A 20,822-nucleotide genomic window follows, 5' to 3' on the forward strand; every position below is an offset into this window, starting at 1 on the left:
GCGCCATCGACCGGTCCATCACATCATTCGGGTGCCGGGTGGCTCAACCCGGACAGTCGGGACAGGGCCATTGGCCCAGCGTCACCCCCGCGTGCCAGTGCGTCGGCGGGCCAACGGCCACGCCGACGCAGCCATGGTGCGATCAGGTCCCGGGCTTGCGGCCGTAGACGAAGACGTCGTCGCCCTTACGGAGCGTGTTCCAGTACTTCGTGGCGTCCTTCTTCGTCATGTTCACGCAGCCGTGCGAGCCGGGCGGGGACCAGACGCTGATGCCCACCGAGTGGAAGGCCTGGCCGCCGTCGAAGAACTGGCTGTAGGGCATCGGCACGTGGTAGATGCTCGAAATGTGGTCGATGTCCCGCCAGTAGACCTTCTTCAGGCCGGTGCGGGTCTCGTGCCCGTTGCGGCCGGTGCGCACCGGCACAGGGCCGTACTTCAGGACCTTGCCGTCCTGGATCCAGCTGAGCTGCCGCGTCAGGTCGACGCAGGCGATGCGGCCCTTGTTCACCGGGCACTTGCCCGCCTTGTTCGGGTTGTTGCCCGCCGCCTTCTGCTTGTTCATGAGGTCCATGACGCCCCAGGTCACGGAGCCCGCGTAGCCGGCGTTCGGGGTGATGCCGTGCTTCGTCTGGAAGGCCTTGATGGCCTTGCAGTCGGCGGTCGACTGCCTGCCGTCCGCCGGGCGGCCGAGGAACTTCTCGACCTGCTTCTGGTACGGGCCCGTCTGTGCCGTGCACGACGCGGCCTGCGCGGTGGTGCTCCCCAGCACCACCGTGAGCGGGGCCACCAGCGTGGTGATCCCCAGGGCGACGATTCCTCGTCTGCGTATGTCCCCCACTGCGGTCCGCTCCTCATTCGTATGCGTACGCGTCAAACGTGTGTGTTGCGCGTTTCGACAGCTAGACCGCGCAAGGGGCCGACTCGTTGCAGCGTGAAGTGACACAGGTCCGTAACAGCCCCCTGGCCGACCAGGCGCGGACGGTGTCCCCGGGTCGCGCGAACTGCCGGGTCGGACGGGCCGGGCGTGCGGTACGGTCGCGGTGATCCGCTCGCACCCGGGAGACCCTCGCACCATGGCCGTCGACGAACTCGACACCCGCATCCTGCGGCTCCTGCTCGATCAGCCGCGGACGAGCGTGCGGGAGTACGCGCGCATCCTCGGCATCGCGCGCGGCACCCTCCAGGCGCGCCTGGACCGCCTGGAGCGGGAGGGCGTCATCACCGGCACAGGGCCGAAGCTGTCCCCCGCCGCGCTCGGCCACCCGGTCCTCGCGTTCGTGCACATCGAGGTCACGCAGGGGCACCTGGACGAGGTCGGGGACGCGCTCGCGGCCGTGCCGGAGATCATCGAGGCGTTCTCGATGACGGGCGGCGGCGATCTGCTGACCCGGGTGGTCGCGCGCGACAACGGTCATCTGGAGGACGTCATCCAGCGCCTGATCCAGCTGCCGGGCGTGGTGCGTACGCGTACGGAGATGGCGCTGCGCGAGCGGGTGCCGCACCGGCTGCTTCCGCTGGTGGAGTCGGTGGGCCGGGCCGCCGCGGAGAAATAGCCGGGCGGCTGCCGCAGAGCAGTGGCCGGGCGGCTGCCGGGAAGCAGCGGGCATGCTGGGGTGCATGAGCGCCCTGAACCACACCTCGGTCATCTTCGATCTCGACGGAACACTCGTGGACAGCGAGCCGAACTATTTCGAAGCGGGCCGACAGCTCCTCGCCGAGCACGGCATCACCGACTTCACCTGGCAGGACCACGAGACGTACGTCGGCATCTCCACCCAGGAGACCCTGGCCCTCTGGAAGGAGCGGTACGGCCTGACCGCGCCGCTCCCCGACCTGCTCGCGGAGAAGAACCGCCGCTATCTGGAACTGGCCCGCGCGTCCACCCGGGTCTACCCGGAGATGCGGAAGTTCGTGGAGCGGCTGTACGACGCCGGGGTGCCCATGGCCGTCGCGTCCGGGTCGTCCCGGCCCGCCATCGAGGCGATCCTCGCGGGCACGGGCTTGGACGCCCACCTGACGACGCTCGTCTCGGCCGACGAGGTCGCCCACGGCAAGCCCGCGCCCGACGTGTTCCTCGCGGCCGCCGCACTCCTCGGCGCCGCGCCCGCCGACTGCGTGGTCCTGGAGGACGCCGCGCCGGGCGCCCTCGCCGCGAAGGCCGCGGGCATGCGGTGCGTCGCGATTCCGTACGTCACGGCGCAGGCGGACGACCCGGCGTTCGCGGCGGCGGACCTGCTGCTGCGCGGCGGCCAGGAGGAGTTCACGGCGCGGGCGGCGCTGGACTGGCTGGCGGCGGGGACGCGGGGCCCGTCGAGGACATGACCCTCGACACCCACAGCAGTCCCGGCCGCCAAGACCACCGCCGGTGTCGACTCGTGCGGCCGTCGTGCGCCGTCGTGTGGCCGGATCGCCGGAGCCGGTACACGGTGATCAGTACGAGGTGTCGTCGCGGCCGCCTCGGGTACCTGCGGACGGACACGCACCCGGAAGGAACGCCACACGGAACGGAGGCACGACCGTGAGCGAACAGATACCCCCGTCGGCCGGCGAGGACGGCCCGCCGGTGCCCCGGGACCTGCCCGATCAGCAGGCCTCGGACCAGGAGGATCCCTGGGACCCGGACGACGACGCGCCGGAGACCGGCAACGCCCCCGACGCGGACGACGACGTGCCCGACACCGACGAGGCCGGCACGGGCAGGCGCGGCGCCCCGCACGCGCACGGCCCGGGACCCGACCGGCCGGTGCCGGACGAGCCCTCGGGCTGACGAACACGAGCACACGCGACGAGAAAGGGATGATGCGCAGTGAACGACACGGGGTCGTCCTCGGCACAGGTCACGGTGGAACTCAGTGACTGCTCCGCGCAGGACGCGGCAGCGGTCTTCGACGTCCTGCGGACCGGCTTCCCGCAGGCTTCCCCGGCCGAAAGGCTGGGCGGCGCCGACGGGTCCGGCGGAGCGACGGTCTGGACGGAGACGTTCGACATCTCAGGCGCCGGCGAGGCGGTCCCGCCGGGCGACGCGGGCACCCTGACGCGTCCGGTGTCCGCCGACGTCCAGGGCGGCTACCTGGCGGTCGACCAGCTGCGGGCCTTCCTGGCCTCCACGTTCGCCGTGAGCGGCGAGGGCGCGGCCTTCGGAGACCAGGAAAAGGATGTCCATCTCTGCCTCGCGAACCGGGGGGGGACAACCCTTAGGCCACAGCGGGCCGAGCCGCCCCGCGCATGCCGTCACAGGAGGTGCGGCAGCCCCACGTTGTTGATGAGCGGGCCTTCGACGGTGACGCCTTCGTTGATCAGTGATTCGGCGGCGGCCAGGGGCGGCAGCGGGTTCGCCGCCGCGTGTGCCGCCGCCGGGGCGGCGGTGACCGCGGCGGCCGGTGCGGTGAGTGAGGTCATCGCGGCGAGCGCTCCGATCACGAGGACGACGGTACGGCGCATGGAACCACCTTGTTCTCTAGGGGAGTTGTTCCCTTGAGAGGCGGCTCAAGGGTTTGTCCGGTCCTTGCCGAGCGGCGAGATGGCTGCCCGCGCCGTGCGGCGGCCATGCGGGGTGTCCCTCGTACGAGGCACGAGGCCGCTACGAGCCGAACCGCACGCTGTAGAGGGTGGCAAGGAAGTTGCTGGAGTACCCGCCGGGCTGCAGGCTGCCCCACTCCCTCTCGCAGTTGGCGTCGAAGAAGATCGTTGCGGTGGCGTTGGTCTGGTTGGACGCCCCCTTCGCCTTGTAGAGGCCGTAGCACTTGCCGAGGATCGGGTCGTCGATCCGGAGGCTCTCCCCCGTGGTCGATTCGTAGAGGAGCGAGCCGGAGGCGGCGTGGGCGCTGCTCATGGGCAGTGCGACGAGGAGCGCGAGCGCGGCGCCCGCGGCCAGGGCCAGGCGGCCCGGGCGGGGCGCCGTCATGCGTGTTTTGGTCATGAGCGAAACGGTGCTCCCCCGGCACCGGGAGCGCCCAGGGGGCACAACCCCCACCGGCCGGGAAGGGGGAGCGGGAAATACACCGCGCGCCCCCCGTCGCACCCGCCGTCGCACTTTGCGCAGCTGCCCCGTCGGATCCCTTAGGGGAACCCTGATGGGGATGCCCCCCTCATGGTCCGGGTGACCGCTCCATGTCCCGGCGATGCCGTCAACGGCCAAGATCCATCCATGACTTCACAGCGAGTTCGGAACCGAATGCTTGCCGGTACGGCTCTCCTCGGCAGCGCGGCCGCTCTGATCAGTCCGGCATCGGCGGCCGACGCCGAGCGCGCGCGGGCGCGGGGCGGAGACATCGTCTCCGTCGAGCAAGTGGCCGACCTGACGGCCGGGGAGGTGGCCGATGAGCTCAAGGACGAGATCACATGGCCCAAGGTCCGTCATGGCGTGACGGCCTATCGTGTCGCCTACCGCACCACGAACAGCGCGGGCGCCCCCACCACCGCGAGCCAGCTCGTCGTCCTGCCCAAGAGCAGGACGCGCCACCTGTCCACCGTCTCCTGGCTGCACGGAACGACCGTGTACCGCAAGGACGTCGCCTCGCAGAACCCGGACTCGGGGGACCGCCGGGCCGCACTCCTCTTCGCGTCGACCGGGCGGGCCGTCTCGGCCCCCGACTACGTGGGCCTCGGCACCGGCGAGGGGTTCCACCCCTACGGGGACCCGGGGGCCACGGTCGCCGCCTCCGTGGACGGGCTGCGCGCCGCCCGTGCCCTCGCCCACCGCGAGGGCCGGGAGTTGAAGCGGACAGTGCAGGTCAGCGGGTTCTCGCAGGGCGGGCCCGCGACCATGATGGTGGGCCGGGCACTACAACGGGAAGGCGCCGACCGCTACTTCCGCCTTGGCGCTCTCGCGCCGGTCAGCGGCCCCTTCCACCTCACCGCCTTCGAGGCCGACGCGGCCAACGACAAGATCGAGAAGTCCGGCCTCTACCTGGCGTACTTCGCCACCGCCTGGAACAAGATGTACGGCGGCCTCTACAACTCCCCCAGCGACGCCTTCCGCGCACCCTACGACCAGAAGGTGGAGCGCCTCTTCGACGGCCATCACACCACCGAGCAGATCGCGGGCGCCCTCCCGCCGGCCTCCCGGGACCTGTTCACCGAGGACTTCCTCAACAAGATCCGCAAGCCCGCCGGGATCCTCAAGGACAGGCTCCGCCCGCTGGACAGCACCTGCGACTGGCGGCCGGACGTACCGGTGGCGATCTTCTACAGTGCGGGAGACAGGGACGTCGATTCCTCCCACTCCACGTACTGCGCACGGCAGTTGACGAGGAACGGCGCCCCGCACGAGAGCACCGACCTCGGCGGAGAATTCGACCACAGTGAATCCGTCGGGCAGGCCCTGCCGAAGATCGTCAGCTTCTTCGACAGGGCCTCGAAGGCGGGGTGAAGCGGCGCTCCACCTGCCCAGCGAACCCCGCTACTTCACGGTGAGTTCCGTGATGCCCGGGTGCTCCTTGGCGTCCGCCGCGCCGCGCACCGTCACCCGCACGTACCGCGCGAGCCGCGGATCGTCCGTGTCCGCGGCGGACTTGGCCGCGTGCCACTGCCGCCCGTCCAGGGACACCTCGATGTCGTACGACTGCGGCTTCACGCCGGTCCATGTCGGGGTGACCTCCCTGACGCGGACCGGCTCGCCGAGGTCGGCCGTCAGGGTGCCGGTCGCCGCGTCAGGGACCCACGCGGTGGCCGTGTTGCCGTCGACCGCGGCGCCCGCGTACATGCCGGGCTCCTCCGACGACGCCTTCGCGGGCGTGCAGCGGGCCTCGTTGGCGGTGGGGGCGAGGTCGGGGCGGCGGGTCTTCAGGACGACGGGGGCGCCCTCGCTGACGACCTGCGTGCCCTGCGGAGTGTCGAGGGTCATCGGCGCTCCGGAGGTGAGCCGCACCGTGGTGTGGTGGGCGCCGATCTCGACGTCGTACGTGCGTCCCTGCCAGGTCAGCGAGCGCAGGGTGACTCCGTCGGAGAGCTGCGGCGGCAGCATCGGGTCCAGGCGCAGCCGGTCCTCCCGCATCCGCATGCCGGTCAGGCCGTTGGTGAAGATCTGCAGGAAGCCGCCCTTGCCGGTGAGGAAGTCGTGCGCCGGCGAGCCCGCCAACGGGTCGTGGGCGCCGGCCTTCTCGCCGCGGGCCTCCGAGAACTGCGCGAACGGCCCACGTACGAACGGCTTGATGGAACGTTCCAGATAGGTGTACGTGGAGCAGCCCGGCTCGCCGATCCCGGCGGCGTCGATGGCGTGCACCGAGTCCGTCATGGCGGGGCCGTCCGGGTCGGTGCGCTGCGCGTAGTAGTCGAGCGTGGCGGCCGCGGCGCCCTCGGGCATGGGCCACTCCAGCGGGTACATCAGCAGAACCGTGTCGGCCTGCTTGATCTTGCTGCCCTTGTAGCCGTCGTACTGCTCGAAGACCTTGCGCTTGGCGTCGTACGGGATGCGGATCTTGTCGGCGATCGAGGTCCACTCGGCCGGGGCCGCCTTGCCGAGGAGCTTCGCGGCGTGGGCGGCGTTGCGCAGGGCGGTGGCGGCGCCCGCGTTGGTGAACACCGCGTCGTCGACGCCGTTGCTGTACTCGTCGGGGCCCGCGGTGTCCTTGATCGAGTAGCTGCCGTCCGTGTTGCGGCTGACGCGGCCCGCCCAGAACTCGGCGATGCCCTTCATCACCGGCCAGCCGCGCTCGCGCAGCCACTTGGTGTCCTTGGTGGCCAGGTAGTACTGCCAGGTGGCCAGGGAGATGTCGGCCTGGAGGTGGATCTGGGTGCGGCAGTGCGGCGGGTCCACGCTGTGGCACTCCTTGGCCACGTCGCCCGAACTTCCGCTGTTCCAGGGGTAGAAGAGCCCCTCGTAGCCGAACTTGCGGGCGTTGTCGCGGGCTCCCGCGCGGGTGCGGTAGCGGTAGTCGACCACGGACTTGGCAAGGTCGGGCCGGGTGGCGAGGAGTCCGGGGTACATCCAGGTCTCGGCGTCCCAGAAGACGAGGCCCGCGTAGTTGTCGCTGGTGAGACCGGCCGGGGCGATGCTGTTGTCGGCGCCCTCGCGGGTACTGGAGAGCAGTCCGTACTGGGCGGAGCGCACCCATGTCTGGAGCTCGCGCTGCCGTCCCCCCACCTCGATGTCGCTGCGCCACAGCCGCGCCCAGGCGGCGGTGTGCGACCTGAGGACGGCGTCCCAGCCGCGCTCCGCCGCACGCCGCGAGGCAGCGGCGGCGTCCTTGCGCGGGGAGCGCGAGGTCAGGCCGGTGTCGACGCCCACGTACTTGGTGAGTTCGTACGACCGCCCGGACCGCACCGGGAGCGTGAGTGACTGACGATTCGTCAACTTCTTGGCATCAACGGCTCGTTGCGCCTTGGCGCCGTGTACGCCGTGTCCGGCGCGCAGGGTGGAGGCGACCGCGCCGCGGACCTTCGTGCCGTCCGTACGGAAGGCGACGTCCATGGTCGATCCGGTACGGCCGTGCCCCTGGCCGCCGGTCCGGTCCCCGCCGCCCGTCTGCTGCACGCGGCGCGCGCCGCGCCCGTCGATGAGGTCGGTGACGGTGGCCTCGCCGCTCCAGTGCGGGCGCATCTTCACGCGTACGGCGCCGACGTGCGGGTCGGTGCGGTCGGCGAGCACGTCGTAGACCAGGTCGGTGCGGCGGCCGTCGGCCGCGGTCCAGGTCAGGGTGGTGCGGACGAGGCCGCAGTGCATCATGAGGCTCTGGCGGTAGTCGGATATCCGCCCCGGTGCCGTCGAAGAGTTGAAGGTGTCGGAGCCCTTGCCACCGGTGGTGACGGTGAGCGGGGTCCAGGTGGGCAGCGCGGCGACGGCCTGCCGGTTCTCGGCGGTCCGCTTGTTGTGCGCGTACAGGCCGGACACGAAGGACCCGTCGTAGCGCGGGGTGAACAGGGGCCAGCCGGTCTTCGCGTCGCTGTCGGCGTAGCCCGCGCCGTTCGGTGCCACGCGCTGGCCCAGATAGCCGTTGCCGACGAAGGCGTGGGTCGTGTCCTTGGGGTCGATACGGGTGCTGTCGAGCGTCCAGCCGTCGCCCTGGCGGCAGCCGGTGGAGGTGCCGGGGGTGTCGGCGGCGTCGGCGTGGGAGGGGGCCGTCGGCGGGACCGCGGCGACGAGCACTCCGGCGAGCAGCGCTGCGGACAGTCTGACGGCATGCGGCCGCGATACCAGGGAGTACGTCATTGTTCTCCGTCGTGGTGAGGTGAGGGTCCACGGACCATAAATTTCATGAACGAGTCGCGTCAATAACTTGCGCATCACGTATCAAGTCCTGAACACGGAGTGTGGAGATCACGCCACGCGCAGCCGATCTGTCGCGCCGATCGCCGACGACAGCGGCGCCCGTGGCGCAACACCTCTCCAACTTCTCCACAGCACGGGTAAATTGACCTTGCCGCCCGCAGTGGGCGTGTTTCTACGGGGTGGGCGGGGTGGGGCAGGGAATGCGCGGCGCAGTCCTGGACGGGCGGTACACGCTCACGGAACGTATAGGCGCGGGCGGCATGGGGGCGGTCTGGCGGGCCCGGGACGCCCGGCTCGACCGGGAGGTGGCCGTCAAGCTGCTCGGCCTGCCGCAGGACACGTCGGCGCCGGACCGCGAGCGCATGCTGGCGCTGTTCGTGCGGGAGGCGCGGGCCGCGGCGGCACTCGACAGCACGTACATCGTGCCGGTCTTCGACCACGGCTCGGAGGGCGACATCCCCTACCTGGTGATGCCGCTGCTGAACGGTCGCACGGTGACCGACCTGCTCAGGGACCGCAAGGGTCTTTCGCCGCAGCGGGTCGCGGACATCGCGGCGCAGGTGTGCCGCGCGCTCGCCGTGGCGCACCGGGCGGGCATCGTGCACCGGGACATCAAGCCCGCCAATGTGATGGTCACCGACGAAGGCACCGTGAAGGTCCTCGACTTCGGCATCGCCAAGTTCCTGGACGCGGCGACGGGCGCCGGCGGCTATCTCACCCGCACCTCCGACTCCCCCATCGGCACGCTGCACTACATGGCACCGGAGCGGTTCGCGCACGGCGAGACCGACGGGCGCACCGACATGTACTCACTGGGCTGCATGGTCCACGAAATGCTCACCGGCGCCCCGCCGTTCGAGGCACCGTCGGCGGCCGGGCTGATGCACTGCCATGTGTACGAGACCCCGGAGCGGCTCTCCTCGCGGCGCCCGGGGCTCGCGCCCGCGTGGGACGAACTGGTGGGCCGGATGCTGGCGAAGGCGCCCGCCGACCGGCCGGACGCCGAGCAGACGCGGGCGGAGCTGGAGGCCCTGGCGAAGGAAGGGCCCGTCGGCCTGACGAAGCCCGCACCGGCCGCCCCGACTCCCGGCGCCTCTGCGCCCGGCGCTCCCACACCCGGCGCTCCCACACCCGGCGCCCCTACTCCGGGCACTCCCGCTCCGGGCGCTCCGACGCCCCTGGCGGCGACGCCCGCTCCTCCCACACCCGCCCACCAGGCGCCCGCCGGCCCGACACCCTTCACGGCGGCGCCCGCGGCCTCCGCGCCCCCGCTCCAGAACGGGCACCCCCCGCTCCACAGCGGGCACCCCGCCGACTCCGGGCCCCAGCCCGTCCCCACCTCCTATCCCCTCCCCCCGCCCAGGCCGACCGCCCCGCCCCCGCTGTGGCCCGCCCCGCTCGCCCACCAGGGCGCCGCCGTGCGCGCCGGTCGGCCGTGGTGGCGCAACTGGTGGGTCCCGGGCGGCGCGGCCGTGGCCGTCGCCGCGCTCGTCGCGACGCTCACCGTCACCGACCCGTTCGGCGGCGCCAAGGACGACTCGGGGAAGGAGCCGTCGGGGGGCACATCGGACCGTCCCAAGCCCGGCCCTCAGGGCGACGCGGTGGCCGAGAGAGCCAAGACCGAGACGCTGGTCCTGGGCACGGCGGACGACTCCGAGGGCCCGGCACCCGCCGTCGCCGGCGCCCGCAAGGGCGGCAGGGTCACCGTCCTGGAACCCGCCGACCTCACCACCGTCGACCCCGGCAAGATGTGGTCGGGCACCGACCGGCTCGTCTCCCGCCTGGTCCACCGCAGCCTGACGGGCCTCAAGACGCTGCCCGACGGCAGGGTCAAGCTCGTCGGCGACCTGGCCACCGACGGCGGCCGCTTCTCGTCGGGCGGCCGGACCTGGACGTTCACGCTCAAGCCGGGACTCAAGTACAACGACGGGACCCCTGTCGTGGCCAAGGACTTCGTGAACGCCGTCGAGCGCACGCTCGACCCGTCGTTCGCCCTCGGCGACAGGACCCTGCGCAGCTGGCTGCTCGGCCCCAAGGAGGCGGACGGCACCGGCGGCGGCCGCACCCTGCCGCCGGGCACCATCGAGACGCCCGACGAACGCACCGTCGTCTTCCATCTGGAGAGCGGCCGGCCGGACTTCAACGTCGCGCTCGCGGGCCCCAGCGGCGCACCGGTGCCCGACCGGGTCAAGGACACCTCGACGGGCTCACCGACGGTGCCGTCCACCGGCCCGTACCAGGTGAGCACCTTCGCCGGCGCGAAGGACATCGAACTGACCCGCAACCCCGAGTGGAAGCCGGACACCGACCCGTTGCGGACCGCCTACCCGGACACGTACCGCATCGAGGGCGGACTCTCCGTCGAGGACGTCAAGTCCCGCACGGTGGCCGCCCGTTCGGGCGAGGCGATCATGTCGTTCACCGGTTCCCTCGGCAAGGACGGGCTCGGCAGGACGCCCGGCGGGGCGGGGCGCCTGTCCGCGCCGTCGCCCTTCATCCACGCGTACCAGATCAACACCCGCCGGGTGAAGGACATCAAGGTGCGCAAGGCCATCGCCACGGCGCTGCCCGCCGGGGACGTGCTCGCGGCCAGCGGCGAGGACGGCACGGTCCATCACAACCTGCTGCCGCCCGGTGTCCGCGGCGCCCGCCCCTTCGACCTGTACGGGGCCGGGGAGCACGGCGACCCGGCGAAGGCCCGCGCCCTCCTGAAGGAGGCGGACAAAAGCGGCTTCAAGCTCACCCTCGGCCACGCGGACGCGACCGACGCCGAGCGGGCCCAGGTGATCAAGACCGCCCTCGACCGGGCCGGTTTCCGGGTCAAGCTGCAGAAGGACGACACGGCGGACTACTACAAGAACGCGGGCACGGGGAAGTACGACCTGTTCCGGCTGCCCGTGGGCGCGGGTCTGCCCGTCGGCTCCGCGACCCTGCCGGAGTACTTCGACGGCAAGCACACCTACCCCACCTCGTCGAACTACTCGCGCCTGAAGAGCCCCACCGTCGACTCGGCGATGGACGCGGCCGGTTCGGCGCGGTCGCTGCGTGACGCGGGCGAACTGTGGTCGACGGTCGACCGCCGCGTGATGGAGCAGGCCGCGGCCGTGCCCGTGTACGTGCCGATGCGCACGTACCTGCACTCCAAGGCGCTGCACGGGCTCCAGGTCGACCTCGACGGCGTGTCGCCGCTCAACGCGTACGTGCGCTGAGCGGCGGCGCGCCCCGTCGCCGCTCTAGCGGTGGGTGAACTTCGGCTTGCGCTTCTCCGTGAAGGCGGTCATGCCCTCCTTCTGGTCCGCCGTCGCGAACACCGCGTGGAACAGGCGCCGTTCGAAGCGGACGCCTTCGGTGAGGGTCGTCTCGAAGGAGCGGTTGACCGACTCCTTGGCCATCATGGCGACCGGCAGGGACATGCCCGCGACGGTCTCGGCGACGCTCAGCGCCTCGGCGAGCAGTTCGTCGGCGGGGACGACGCGCGAGACGAGTCCGGCGCGCTCGGCCTCCTCGGCGTCCATGGTGCGGCCGGTCAGGCACAGCTCCATGGCCTTGGCCTTGCCGACGGCGCGGGTCAGGCGCTGCGAGCCGCCGATGCCGGGGATGACGCCCAGCTTGATCTCCGGCTGGCCGAAGACGGCCGTGTCGGCGGCGAGCAGGATGTCGCAGAGCATGGCCAGCTCACAGCCGCCGCCGAGGGCGTAGCCGGAGACGGCGGCGAGCGTCGGGGTGCGCACCTGGCCGAGCCGGTCCCAGGCCGTGAACCAGTCGCTCAGGTACATGTCCAGGTAGTTCTGCGGGCTCATCTCCTTGATGTCGGCGCCCGCGGCGAACGCCTTCGCGGAGCCGGTGAGGACGATGCAGCCGACCTCCGGGTCCCGGTCGAGGGCCTCGGCGGCGGCGACGACCTCCCGCATCACCTGGAGGTTCAGGGCGTTGAGGGCCTTGGGGCGGTTCAGCGTGAGCAGGGCCACCCTGCCCTTGCGTTCCACGAGGATCGTCTCGTACGAGTCCGTGGTGGCCGCGGAGTCCGTGGTGGCCGTGGGGTCGGTCATGATTCCTGGTTCCTCTTGTCGTCGGTGAGCTGCTGTCCGGAGCGCTCCCTGATGGCCCGGACGATCCCGGAGAAGTCCTCCGCCGCTCCGTCGCCCTCGGCGAAGGCGGCGTACAACGCGGCGGCGCGCAGGCCCAGTTCGGCGTCGACGCCGCCCGCGCGCACCGCGTTCGCGGCGAGGCCCAGGTCCTTGGCCATCAGCGGGGCGGCGAAGCCGGGCCGGTAGTCGCGGTTGGCGGGCGAGCCGGGAACCGGTCCCGGCACGGGGCAGTTGACACTCAGCGCCCAGCACTGGCCGGACGCCGTGGACGCGACATCGTACAGCGCCTGGTGGGAAAGGCCGAGGCTCTCGCCGAGGACGAACGCCTCGCTCACGGCGATCATCGAGACGCCGAGGATCATGTTGTTGCAGATCTTCGCGGCCTGTCCTGCCCCCGCCGCCCCGCAGTGCACGGCCTTCTTGCCCATCGCGGCGAGCAGCGGCTCGGCCTGCGCGAACGCGTCCTCGTCACCGCCGACCATGAAGGTGAGCGTGCCCGCTTCGGCGCCCATGACGCCGCCCGAGACGGGGGCGTCGACGGCGCGGTGGCCCGCGGCCACGGCCGCTTCGTGGGCCGTGCGCGCGTCGGCGACGTCGATGGTCGAGCAGTCGACGAACAGCGTGCCGGGCCGGGCGGCGGCGAGCAGCCCCTCGTCCTGGTAGAGGGCGAGGACGTGGCGGCCCGCGGGCAGCATGGTGAGGACGATGTCGGCCTCGGCTGCGGCGGCGACGGCCGAGGGCGCGGCCTCGACCCCCGCGGCCACGGCGGCGTCCAGGGCTTTTGGCACCAGGTCGTGGCCGACGACCCGGTGTCCGGCCTTGACGAGGTTGGCGGCCATGGGGCCGCCCATGTGACCGAGGCCTACGAAGGCGATGACGGCGCTCACCAGGGCACCTCCTGGGTGAAGTGGTCGGTGGCGAGGGCGAGTTCGCGCGCGCCGAGGGGGGCGAAGTAGCGGGCGACGTCGTCGTCCGTGACGTCGGCAAGGGTGGCCGGGGTCCAGCGCGGGTTGCGATCCTTGTCGACGACCTGGGCGCGAATGCCCTCGACGAGGTCGGCGGAGGCGAGGGCCGCGCACGACACCCGGTACTCCTGCGTGAGCACGCGCTCCAGCGGGCCGAGCTGGCGTGCCCGGCGCAGCGAAGTCAGCGTGACCTTCAGGGCGGTGGGCGACTTGGCGTGCAGCGTCTCGGCGGCCTCCTTGGCCGCCTGCGCGCCGTGTCCCTCCAGGCGGTCGACGATCTCCTCGACGCTGCCTGCCGCGTAGCAGGCGTCGATCCACTCCCGCTGCTCCGCGAGCACGCCGGGCGGTGCTTCGGCGACGTACCGGGCAAGGACGTCACGTACCGGATCGGCCGCGAGATCCGCGACGAGGCGCGGCAGCAGCTCGGAGGGCACGAAGTGGTCGGCGAGCCCGCACAGCAGCGCGTCCCGCGCGCCCACTTGCTGCCCTGACAGCGCCAGATGGGTGCCGAGTTCGCCGGGCGCGAGGCTCAGGAGATAGGTGCCGCCGACGTCGGGGACGAAGCCGATGCCGGTCTCGGGCATGGCGATGCGCGAGCGTTCGGTGACGACACGGACGCTGCCGTGCGCGGAGACGCCCACGCCGCCGCCCATGACGATGCCGTCCATGACGGCGACGTACGGCTTGCGGTAGCGGGCGATGCGGGCGTTGAGGCGGTACTCGTCGCGCCAGAAGTCCGCGGTGGCGCTGCCCGCGGTGGCCGCGCGGGCGGTGTCCGTTCCGTCGAGGCCCGCGCGCGCGTCGTCGTGGATGGCGCGGATGTCGCCGCCCGCGCACAGCCCGCGCTCCCCCGCACCGGTGAGCACGACGGTCTCGACGGCCGGGTCCGTCTCCCAGGCGTCGAGGGCCGTCTCGATGCGGCGGACCATGGCGTGGGTGAGGGCGTTCAGGGCCTTGGGCCGGTTGAGGACGATGTACGCGGCGCGGCCCTCGGTGCGCAGCAGGACCTGCTCGTCGGTGGCGGCGGTCATCGCAGCGCCCCCGTCAGGCCGCGGGCGACGATCAGGCGCATGATCTCGTTGGTTCCTTCCAGGATGCGGTGGACCCGCAGGTCGCGGACGAGCTTCTCGATGCCGTACTCGGTCAGATAGCCGTAGCCGCCGTGCAGTTGGAGCGCGCGGTCGGCCACCGAGTGGCCGGTGTCGGTGGCGAACTGCTTCGCCATGGCGCACAGTTGGGGTGCCTGCGGGTCGCCCGCGTCGAGGGCCTGGGCGGCCTGCCGCACCAGGGCGCGGGCGGCGGCCAGTTCGGTCGCCATGTCGGCGAGCCGGAACTGCAGGGCCTGCGCGTCCAGGAGCCGCGCCCCGAAGGCCTCGCGGTCGGCGAGGTGGGTGAGGCTGCGGTCGAGGGCGCTGCGGGCGCCGCCGAGGGAGCAGGCGGCGATGCCGAGGCGGCCGCCGTTGAGGCCGTTCATGGCGATGCGGAAGCCGTTGCCCTCGCCGCCGAGCAGCCGGTCGACGGGCACCCGCACGTCCTCGAGGATGACCTGCCGGGTGGGCTGGGCGTTCCAGCCCATCTTCTTCTCGTTGGGGCCGAAGGACAGGCCGGGGTCGTCGCGCTCGACGACGAAGGCGGAGACGCCGCCGGGGCCGCTCTCGCCCGTGCGGGCCATCACGATGTAGACGTGCGCGGCGCCCGCGCCGGAGATGAACTGCTTGACGCCGTTCAGGACGTACGTGTCGCGGTCCCGCTCGGCGCGGGTGCTCAAGCCGGCCGCGTCCGAGCCCGCGCCGGGCTCGGTGAGGCAGTAGCTGCCGAGCCAGTCCATCGTGGTCAGCGGCGCGAGCCAGCGGGCGCGCTGGGCCTCGTCGCCGTACCGGTCGATCATCCAGGCGACCATGTTGTGGATCGACAGATAGCCCGCGATGGACGGGCAGCCGGAGGCGAGGGCCTCGAAGACGAGGACGCCGTCGGCCCGGGTGAGCCCGGAGCCGCCCGCGTCCTCGGCGACGTACATGCCGCCGAGCCCCAGATGCGCGGCCTTGCGCAGCACCTCCACGGGGAAGTGCTTCTCCTGGTCCCATGCGAGGGCGTGCGGGGCCAGGTGTTCCTGGGCGAAGTCCAGGGTCGTCTCGACGATGGCGAGCTGGTCGTCGGTGAGCAGGGAGCTGGTCATGGCGCCGGTCACCGCATCGTCGGGATGGTGAAGGACGCGCCTTCCTTGGTCCCGGAGGGCCAGCGCGAGGTGACGGTCTTGGTGCGGGTGTAGAAGCGGATCGAGTCGGGTCCGTGCTGGTTGAGGTCGCCGAATCCGGACCGCTTCCAGCCGCCGAAGGTGTGGTACGCGACGGGCACCGGGATGGGTACGTTGATGCCGACCATGCCGGTGTCGACGCGCCGGGTGAAGTCGCGGGCGGTGTCGCCGTCGCGCGTGAACAGCGCGACGCCGTTGCCGTAGGGGTGCTCGGTGGGCAGCCGCAGCGCCTCTTCGTAGTCGGCGGCGCGTACGACGGACAGGACCGGGCCGAAGATCTCCTCCTGGTAGATCCGCATGTCCGCGGTGACGCGGTCGAAGAGCGAGGCGCCCGCGAAGAATCCGCCCTCGTGGCCGGGGAGGGTGAAGTCCCGGCCGTCGACGACGAGTTCCGCGCCCTCCTCGACGCCCAGGTCGACGTACGAGCGGACCCGGTCGACGGCGTCGCGGCTGACGAGCGGGCCGAAGTCGGCCTCGGCGTCGTCGGAGCGGCCGATGCGCAGCGCGCCGATGCGGTCCTTGAGGCGGGCCACGAGCGCGTCGGCGGTGGCCTCGCCGACCGGCACGGCCACGGCGATCGCCATGCAGCGTTCGCCCGCGGAGCCGTATCCGGCGCCGATCAGCGCGTCCACGGCCTGGTCGAGGTCCGCGTCCGGCATCACGATCATGTGGTTCTTGGCGCCGCCGAAGCACTGGGCGCGCTTGCCGTGGGCGGCGGCGGTGGCGTAGATGTGCGCGGCGATCGGCGTGGAGCCGACGAAGCCGAGCGCCTCGACGCGCGGGTCCTCCAGGAGGGTGTCGACGGCTTCCTTGCCGCCGTTGACGACGTTGAGGATGCCCGGCGGCAGGCCCGCCTCCAGGAAGAGTTCGGCGAGCCGCAGCGGCACGGACGGGTCGCGTTCGGAGGGCTTCAGGATGAAGGCGTTGCCGCAGGCGATGGCGGGGGCGGCCTTCCACAGGGGGATCATCGCCGGGAAGTTGAACGGCGTGATGCCGGCGACGACGCCGATGGGGCGGCGCAGCGAGTGCACGTCGATGCCGGTCCCGGCGTTGTCGGTGAACTCGCCCTTGAGCAGGTGCGGGATGCCCGCGGCGAACTCCACGACCTCCAGGCCGCGCTGGAGGTCGCCGTGCGCGTCGGGCACGGTCTTGCCGTGCTCGGCGGACAGCATCCGCGCGAGGGAGTCGCGTTCGCCCTCGACGAGTTGGAGGAAGCGGAGCAGGACGCGGGCGCGGCGCTGCGGGTTCCACTCGCCCCACTCGCGCTGCGCCTGCGCCGCGTCGGCGATGGCGGCCTCGGTCTCCGCGCGGTTCGCGAGCGGGACACGGGCCTGTACGTCGCCGGTGTTGGGGTCGAACACGTCGGCAAGTGCGCCCGAGGTGCCCGGGGTGTGCTTGCCGCCTATGAAGTGGGTCAGTTCACGGACCATGAGGAGCCTGCTCTTTCGTCAGGTGGATCCGGGGTGGGGCGCGACCGACCGGCCGTCGGAGGGCGTGCGGGCACGCCGGTTCCGAAGGTCGGGAAAGTGGTCGCGAACGGCGAAAGAGCCGTCAGACAGCGGGGGTTGCCGCTCGCATCGCCGGATCACCAAGGTCGTGAGTGCGCACCGGGGCCATGCGTGTCTGCTCCATCCTCGTGGACAACACGGATCACCCCGCGGCCGGTATCCTGACTCCCGGATCAGCGCTTGTTCTCCCGCCTTCCCGACGGACTTCTCCGTCAGTGGCGTTGTCTCACGCGAGAACGCACTCCCCGGTCACAGTGGCGGGACCGCGCCGGATTCACACCGGCTTCCCTGCACCGCGGGCTTCGTCACGAACATATACTTGGACTTCCTAGTAAGTCCACACCGGACTGGAACCCGTATGCGATTCCGCCCCCCTGACCGACCACACCCCCTACGGCCGCGCCGGGCGCGCCGACGTCCGGTCGGGGCTCCTCACGCTCCCCACGCCGTGAACGCACCCCAGTGCACGGGCGAGGCAAAGGGGCGCTCGGTCCCCGACGCCGCCTGGGCGACGTACGGCCGGCTCAGGTCCGCCAGGTGGGGGTGCGAGTCCGTGTACCGCGCGAACTCGTCCCACGTGAGGCCCCGCAGCCACCTGCGCGACCGGCGCAGCGCCGTCACGGGGGCGCCGGTGCGGAAGAGGAGTTCGTAGAAGCGGGTCATCAGCACGGCCGTCGCCATGTCGTCCACCAGCCACAGACTCGTCACCGCGCAGGCCGCCCCCGCCTGGAGGAACCCGGCAGGGAGCCCGAGGAATTCGTCGGGGGCGTCGATGATGGCGTAGTGCCCCGACTGACAGGCGCTGGCCACCGTCAGCCTGCAGACGGGGAGTTGGTGGCGTACGAGGACGTCCATGTCCAAGTGGCCGTCGGCGAGCGCCAGCGAGCCGCCGCGGCTCTCGAATCCGGCGCTGCCGTGACAGCTCAGGTGCAGGTACGACGCCTCGGCGAGGTGGTCGAGCACCCAGCCCACGGTCGCGTCGGCGCCCACCGCGCAGCTGGTCCCGCCCGACGACGCGAACAAGGTGCGGATCTCGGCGAGTTCGGTGCGACTGCCGGGCAGCGAACCGTCGGGGTCGGTGACCGCCACCAGGCGCGGCGCGGCTTGCGGCAGCCGTGCGGCTCTGGCGCGGGAGGCCTCGTACACCGCCGCGGAGGGGGCGGCGATCAGGGTGCCGATGTCGTCGAGCACGTCGTCCGTGTCGGGACCGAGCGGCACGGCGTGCAGGGGGACCAGGCCCAGCAGGCCGGTCGGGACGACGACCGCCTCGTGCCGCGGGTCGTCCGCCAGGAGCCGCGCGAGCGGGCGCATGAGCGGTTCGAGGGCGATGAGGCGCTCCAGGGCCGCCGGGAGCTCACGCCGGTACGTCAGCCTGGAAGCCTGCTGCACGAGCCACAGTCCCACGGTGTCGTCGTCCGGGTCGTCGAGGTCCGTCATCAGCAGGCTCGCGACGCTGAGGCTGCTCACCTCGGGGACCAGCACGGCACGTACGGTGGGCCGCGCGCCGGGGATCGTCAGGACGTAGCTGCCCCAGGGCGCGTTCACGAGATACGCGAGGGGCAGTCCGCCCGCGGCCCGGACGATGTCCCGCAGTTCGGTGGTGCGCAGGAAGTCCTCGAAGCCCGGGATCGCCCGGATCTCGTCGACCACGGCACGCAGGGCGCGTTCGGCCTCGGCCTGTTCGGGCGCCGTGAGGGCGAGCCCGCCGGGCGGCGTCGTCGCGGATTCCGTTACCGCCGAGCCGTAGCGGGAGCGCGCGAGCCGGTAGCGGTCGGCCAGGACGGGGTCGACGCCTTCGAGTGCCTCCAGGTCGACCGCTCCACGGCCGGCCACCACCGACAGCTCACAGGCCAGTCCGCGTTCGAGGGCTTCCACGGCACGCTCGGGACGGCCCGCCCGCGCCAGCAGGAACGCGGTCCAGCGGGCGAGGCGGTCCACCTGTACGAGGACGCCGCGGCGGCTCGCGACGGTGACCTGGGCGTCGAAGAGCGCGTTCACGGCGGTGAGCATGTCCGAGGCGACGTCGGCGGCCTCCGTCCAGCGTTCCGCCTCCGCGTAGGAGTTGACCAGTTCCCGGGCGATGTTGAGGTGGACGGAGGGCGAGACGGTGGGCGGTGTGACGGCCAGGGCCTCGCGGCGCAGCCTGGTGCTCTCGGCGCTGTCCGGTCCTTCGAGGTGGTCGCCCGCCCGGGCAAGGAGCCACATGACGCGGCCGGTGTTGAGGAGGCCGGGGCGTGCCGTCGCCAGGTCCAGCGCCGCGGTCGCCGCCGCGCGGGCACCGTGGGCGTCCACGGGTTCGCGGGCCAGCAGCAGGTGGGCCAGGTTGCACTGCGTCTGCGACCACAGGGCGGGGTCGTCGTCGGCCCTGAGGTGGTGGAGGGCGCCCCGGTAACACTGCTCGGCCTCGCGCAGGTCGTCCGGTTCGCGGCGGCGGTACAGCAGCAGGCCGAGGTTGACCATGGAGTAGGCCCAGTTGACGGTGGAGCGCCGCGGGGACCGCTCCTCCAGGCCCGCCCGGATGCGGTCGATGCCTAGGGTGAGGTCCGCGGGGCCCCCGCCCGGCCGCTCCGCGAGGAGCAGCCCGTAGTTGGTCTGGATCCGGGCCCAGAACTCGGGGTGTTCGCGGCGGTCGAGCCCGCTGGCGCGGGCCAGCAGGTCGCGGGCGGTCCCCCAGACCTCGAGCCGGTCGCCGTCGTCGCGCGAGTAGTGCGCGCTTGCCAGGTTGTTCGCCACCTGCACCCACTCCAGGCTGCCCTCGGGCAGCCTGGCCAGTGCGTGTGCGAGGACCTGGTACGCCTCGGACAGGTCGGCGTCGAGTCCGGCGTGGACGGCGCCCACGAGACGTTCGCCGAGCATGGCGGCGAGATCGGTCTCCGCTTCCTCCTCACCGAGGTCGGCGGCGAGCGCCAGCGCCTCGCGGGCGATGGGAATCCCCTCGGCGCCCTCGGTGGCGCGGGCCCGCTCGTACAGTTCGTGCAACCGTGTACGCAGATCACCGCCGAATCGGCTCAGCGACTCGAAGTACCGGTCCACCGCCGCGCTCTGCGGTGTCCGGCCGTCGCACAGCTCCTCCAGGAGCCGCTGGCGTCTGTCCAGGACCGATTCGAGCGGGGTGCCGACGGCCGCGCGCAGTTCCTCGCGGCCGGCGTCGCGCACCTTCGTTTCGCCGGTCAACTCCGGGTGCGTACGCAGGAGTTCGGCGAGTTCGTCGGGCGGGCTGGTCAGTACGGCGTTCAGCAGCTCGTTCACCCGGGTGTCGGCGATCGACTCCGCGAGGTACTGGAGGAACATCCGATAGTTGCCGATCGTCGGCTGCCCTTCCGGCTCCAGTTGTTCGCAGGCCGCCTCGGGGTCCGCCAGGTCCCGGTCGAGGTCGCGGGTCAGGACGACCGACAGGAGTCTGCGCGGCAGGGGGATCGCCTGTCCGGCGAAACCGTGGTCACGGAGGGCCCCGGCCCGCGCGGCCTCCTCCATGACCGCGAGCGCGGACTGCGGCGGGCCGCCCCGCAACTCGGCCATGGAGAGCCCGAGCAGCATCGGCGCCGCCGCGCCGGGGCGGAGCACGAGCAGGGGCGCGTCGACGTACGTTCTCGTCCCGCACCCCGGGCACGCCAGCCAGGAGACGCCCGCGCCGGGAGCCTCCAGGACGTCGGCGCGCTCGCGCGCGTCGACGACGCGCCACGCCGGAGCCGTGCGTTGCTGGTCGCATTCCTCGCAGCGCCATGTGTAGGGCGCCCTCGCCGAGACCGTCACTCCGCCCCCCTCGTGATCTGCCGCCTGCTCGCCGCTACTTGCCGC

Annotated in this window: 16 protein-coding genes and 1 riboswitch; of the genes, 5 read left to right on the plus strand and 11 right to left on the minus strand. The window is 72.1% G+C overall.

Translation table 11 applies throughout. The annotated features are described in order from the left end of the window. Positions 1-142 precede the first annotated feature (142 nt). Complete coding sequence (locus IEY91_RS23125; RefSeq protein WP_164317280.1) at positions 143-838, minus strand: L,D-transpeptidase family protein; 696 nt, start codon at positions 836-838, stop codon at positions 143-145. Positions 839-1,073: 235 nt separating this feature from the next. Between IEY91_RS23125 and IEY91_RS23130 the strand changes: the two genes are divergently transcribed. From IEY91_RS23130 to IEY91_RS23140, 3 genes are all read left to right on the plus strand, one after another. Further along, positions 1,074-1,553, plus strand: a complete 480-nt coding sequence (locus tag IEY91_RS23130) for an Lrp/AsnC family transcriptional regulator (RefSeq protein ID WP_164317282.1) — start codon at positions 1,074-1,076, stop codon at positions 1,551-1,553. A gap of 64 nt (positions 1,554-1,617) precedes the next feature. Then, positions 1,618-2,322 carry an HAD family hydrolase gene (locus IEY91_RS23135; protein WP_164317284.1) on the plus strand — a complete coding sequence of 235 codons (705 nt, stop codon included), beginning with the start codon at positions 1,618-1,620 and terminating at the stop codon, positions 2,320-2,322. A 196-nt stretch (positions 2,323-2,518) separates the two neighbouring features. Next, entirely contained in the window at positions 2,519-2,767 is a 249-nt protein-coding gene (locus IEY91_RS23140) for a hypothetical protein (protein WP_164317286.1), read from the plus strand. A gap of 222 nt (positions 2,768-2,989) precedes the next feature. On the opposite strand, the gene IEY91_RS23145 is transcribed toward IEY91_RS23140, so the two are convergent. The 3 genes from IEY91_RS23145 to IEY91_RS23155 all read right to left on the minus strand — a co-directional run bounded on the left by IEY91_RS23145 (position 2,990) and on the right by IEY91_RS23155 (position 3,919). After that, a complete protein-coding gene (locus tag IEY91_RS23145; protein ID WP_189175508.1) occupies positions 2,990-3,163 on the minus strand; it encodes a hypothetical protein in 174 nt (57 codons plus the stop codon). A 68-nt stretch (positions 3,164-3,231) separates the two neighbouring features. Further along, complete coding sequence (locus IEY91_RS23150) at positions 3,232-3,441, minus strand: hypothetical protein (protein ID WP_189175509.1); 210 nt, start codon at positions 3,439-3,441, stop codon at positions 3,232-3,234. Positions 3,442-3,580: 139 nt separating this feature from the next. Next, entirely contained in the window at positions 3,581-3,919 is a 339-nt protein-coding gene (locus tag IEY91_RS23155) for a hypothetical protein (protein WP_189175510.1), read from the minus strand. 255 nt (positions 3,920-4,174) lie between these two features. On the opposite strand from IEY91_RS23155, the gene IEY91_RS23160 reads away from it, so the two are divergent. Beyond that, entirely contained in the window at positions 4,175-5,371 is a 1,197-nt protein-coding gene (locus IEY91_RS23160) for a hypothetical protein (protein WP_229697175.1), read from the plus strand. A 30-nt stretch (positions 5,372-5,401) separates the two neighbouring features. On the opposite strand, the gene IEY91_RS23165 is transcribed toward IEY91_RS23160, so the two are convergent. Then, positions 5,402-8,149, minus strand: a complete 2,748-nt coding sequence (locus IEY91_RS23165; protein WP_189175512.1) for a discoidin domain-containing protein — start codon at positions 8,147-8,149, stop codon at positions 5,402-5,404. A gap of 260 nt (positions 8,150-8,409) precedes the next feature. Between IEY91_RS23165 and IEY91_RS23170 the strand changes: the two genes are divergently transcribed. After that, positions 8,410-11,418, plus strand: a complete 3,009-nt coding sequence (locus IEY91_RS23170) for an ABC transporter substrate-binding protein (RefSeq protein WP_189175513.1) — start codon at positions 8,410-8,412, stop codon at positions 11,416-11,418. Positions 11,419-11,442: 24 nt separating this feature from the next. On the opposite strand, the gene IEY91_RS23175 is transcribed toward IEY91_RS23170, so the two are convergent. The 6 genes from IEY91_RS23175 to IEY91_RS23200 form a co-directional block, all read right to left on the minus strand. Continuing rightward, positions 11,443-12,258 (minus strand): enoyl-CoA hydratase, encoded by an 816-nt coding sequence (locus IEY91_RS23175; protein ID WP_189175514.1) that lies wholly within the window; start codon positions 12,256-12,258, stop codon positions 11,443-11,445. Further along, a complete protein-coding gene (gene mmsB / locus IEY91_RS23180) occupies positions 12,255-13,184 on the minus strand; it encodes a 3-hydroxyisobutyrate dehydrogenase (protein ID WP_189175515.1) in 930 nt (309 codons plus the stop codon). Before mmsB ends, IEY91_RS23175 begins: the two co-directional genes overlap by 4 nt. Next, positions 13,181-14,293: an enoyl-CoA hydratase/isomerase family protein gene (locus IEY91_RS23185; protein WP_189175516.1), complete on the minus strand. Its 1,113-nt coding sequence runs from the start codon at positions 14,291-14,293 to the stop codon at positions 13,181-13,183. Before IEY91_RS23185 ends, mmsB begins: the two co-directional genes overlap by 4 nt. After that, entirely contained in the window at positions 14,290-15,438 is a 1,149-nt protein-coding gene (locus tag IEY91_RS23190; protein WP_189175517.1) for an acyl-CoA dehydrogenase family protein, read from the minus strand. The genes IEY91_RS23185 and IEY91_RS23190 overlap by 4 nt, the downstream gene beginning before the upstream one ends. 8 nt (positions 15,439-15,446) lie before the next feature. Then, positions 15,447-16,946, minus strand: a complete 1,500-nt coding sequence (locus tag IEY91_RS23195; RefSeq protein WP_189175518.1) for a CoA-acylating methylmalonate-semialdehyde dehydrogenase — start codon at positions 16,944-16,946, stop codon at positions 15,447-15,449. A gap of 212 nt (positions 16,947-17,158) precedes the next feature. Continuing rightward, positions 17,159-17,337, minus strand: a riboswitch (cobalamin riboswitch). 119 nt (positions 17,338-17,456) lie between these two features. After that, positions 17,457-20,777: a CHAT domain-containing protein gene (locus tag IEY91_RS23200; RefSeq protein ID WP_189175519.1), complete on the minus strand. Its 3,321-nt coding sequence runs from the start codon at positions 20,775-20,777 to the stop codon at positions 17,457-17,459. Positions 20,778-20,822: the final 45 nt, after the last annotated feature.

Origin of the sequence: Streptomyces lasiicapitis, assembly GCF_014646335.1 — a bacterium.
Taxonomy (GTDB): Bacteria; Actinomycetota; Actinomycetes; order Streptomycetales; family Streptomycetaceae; genus Streptomyces; species Streptomyces lasiicapitis.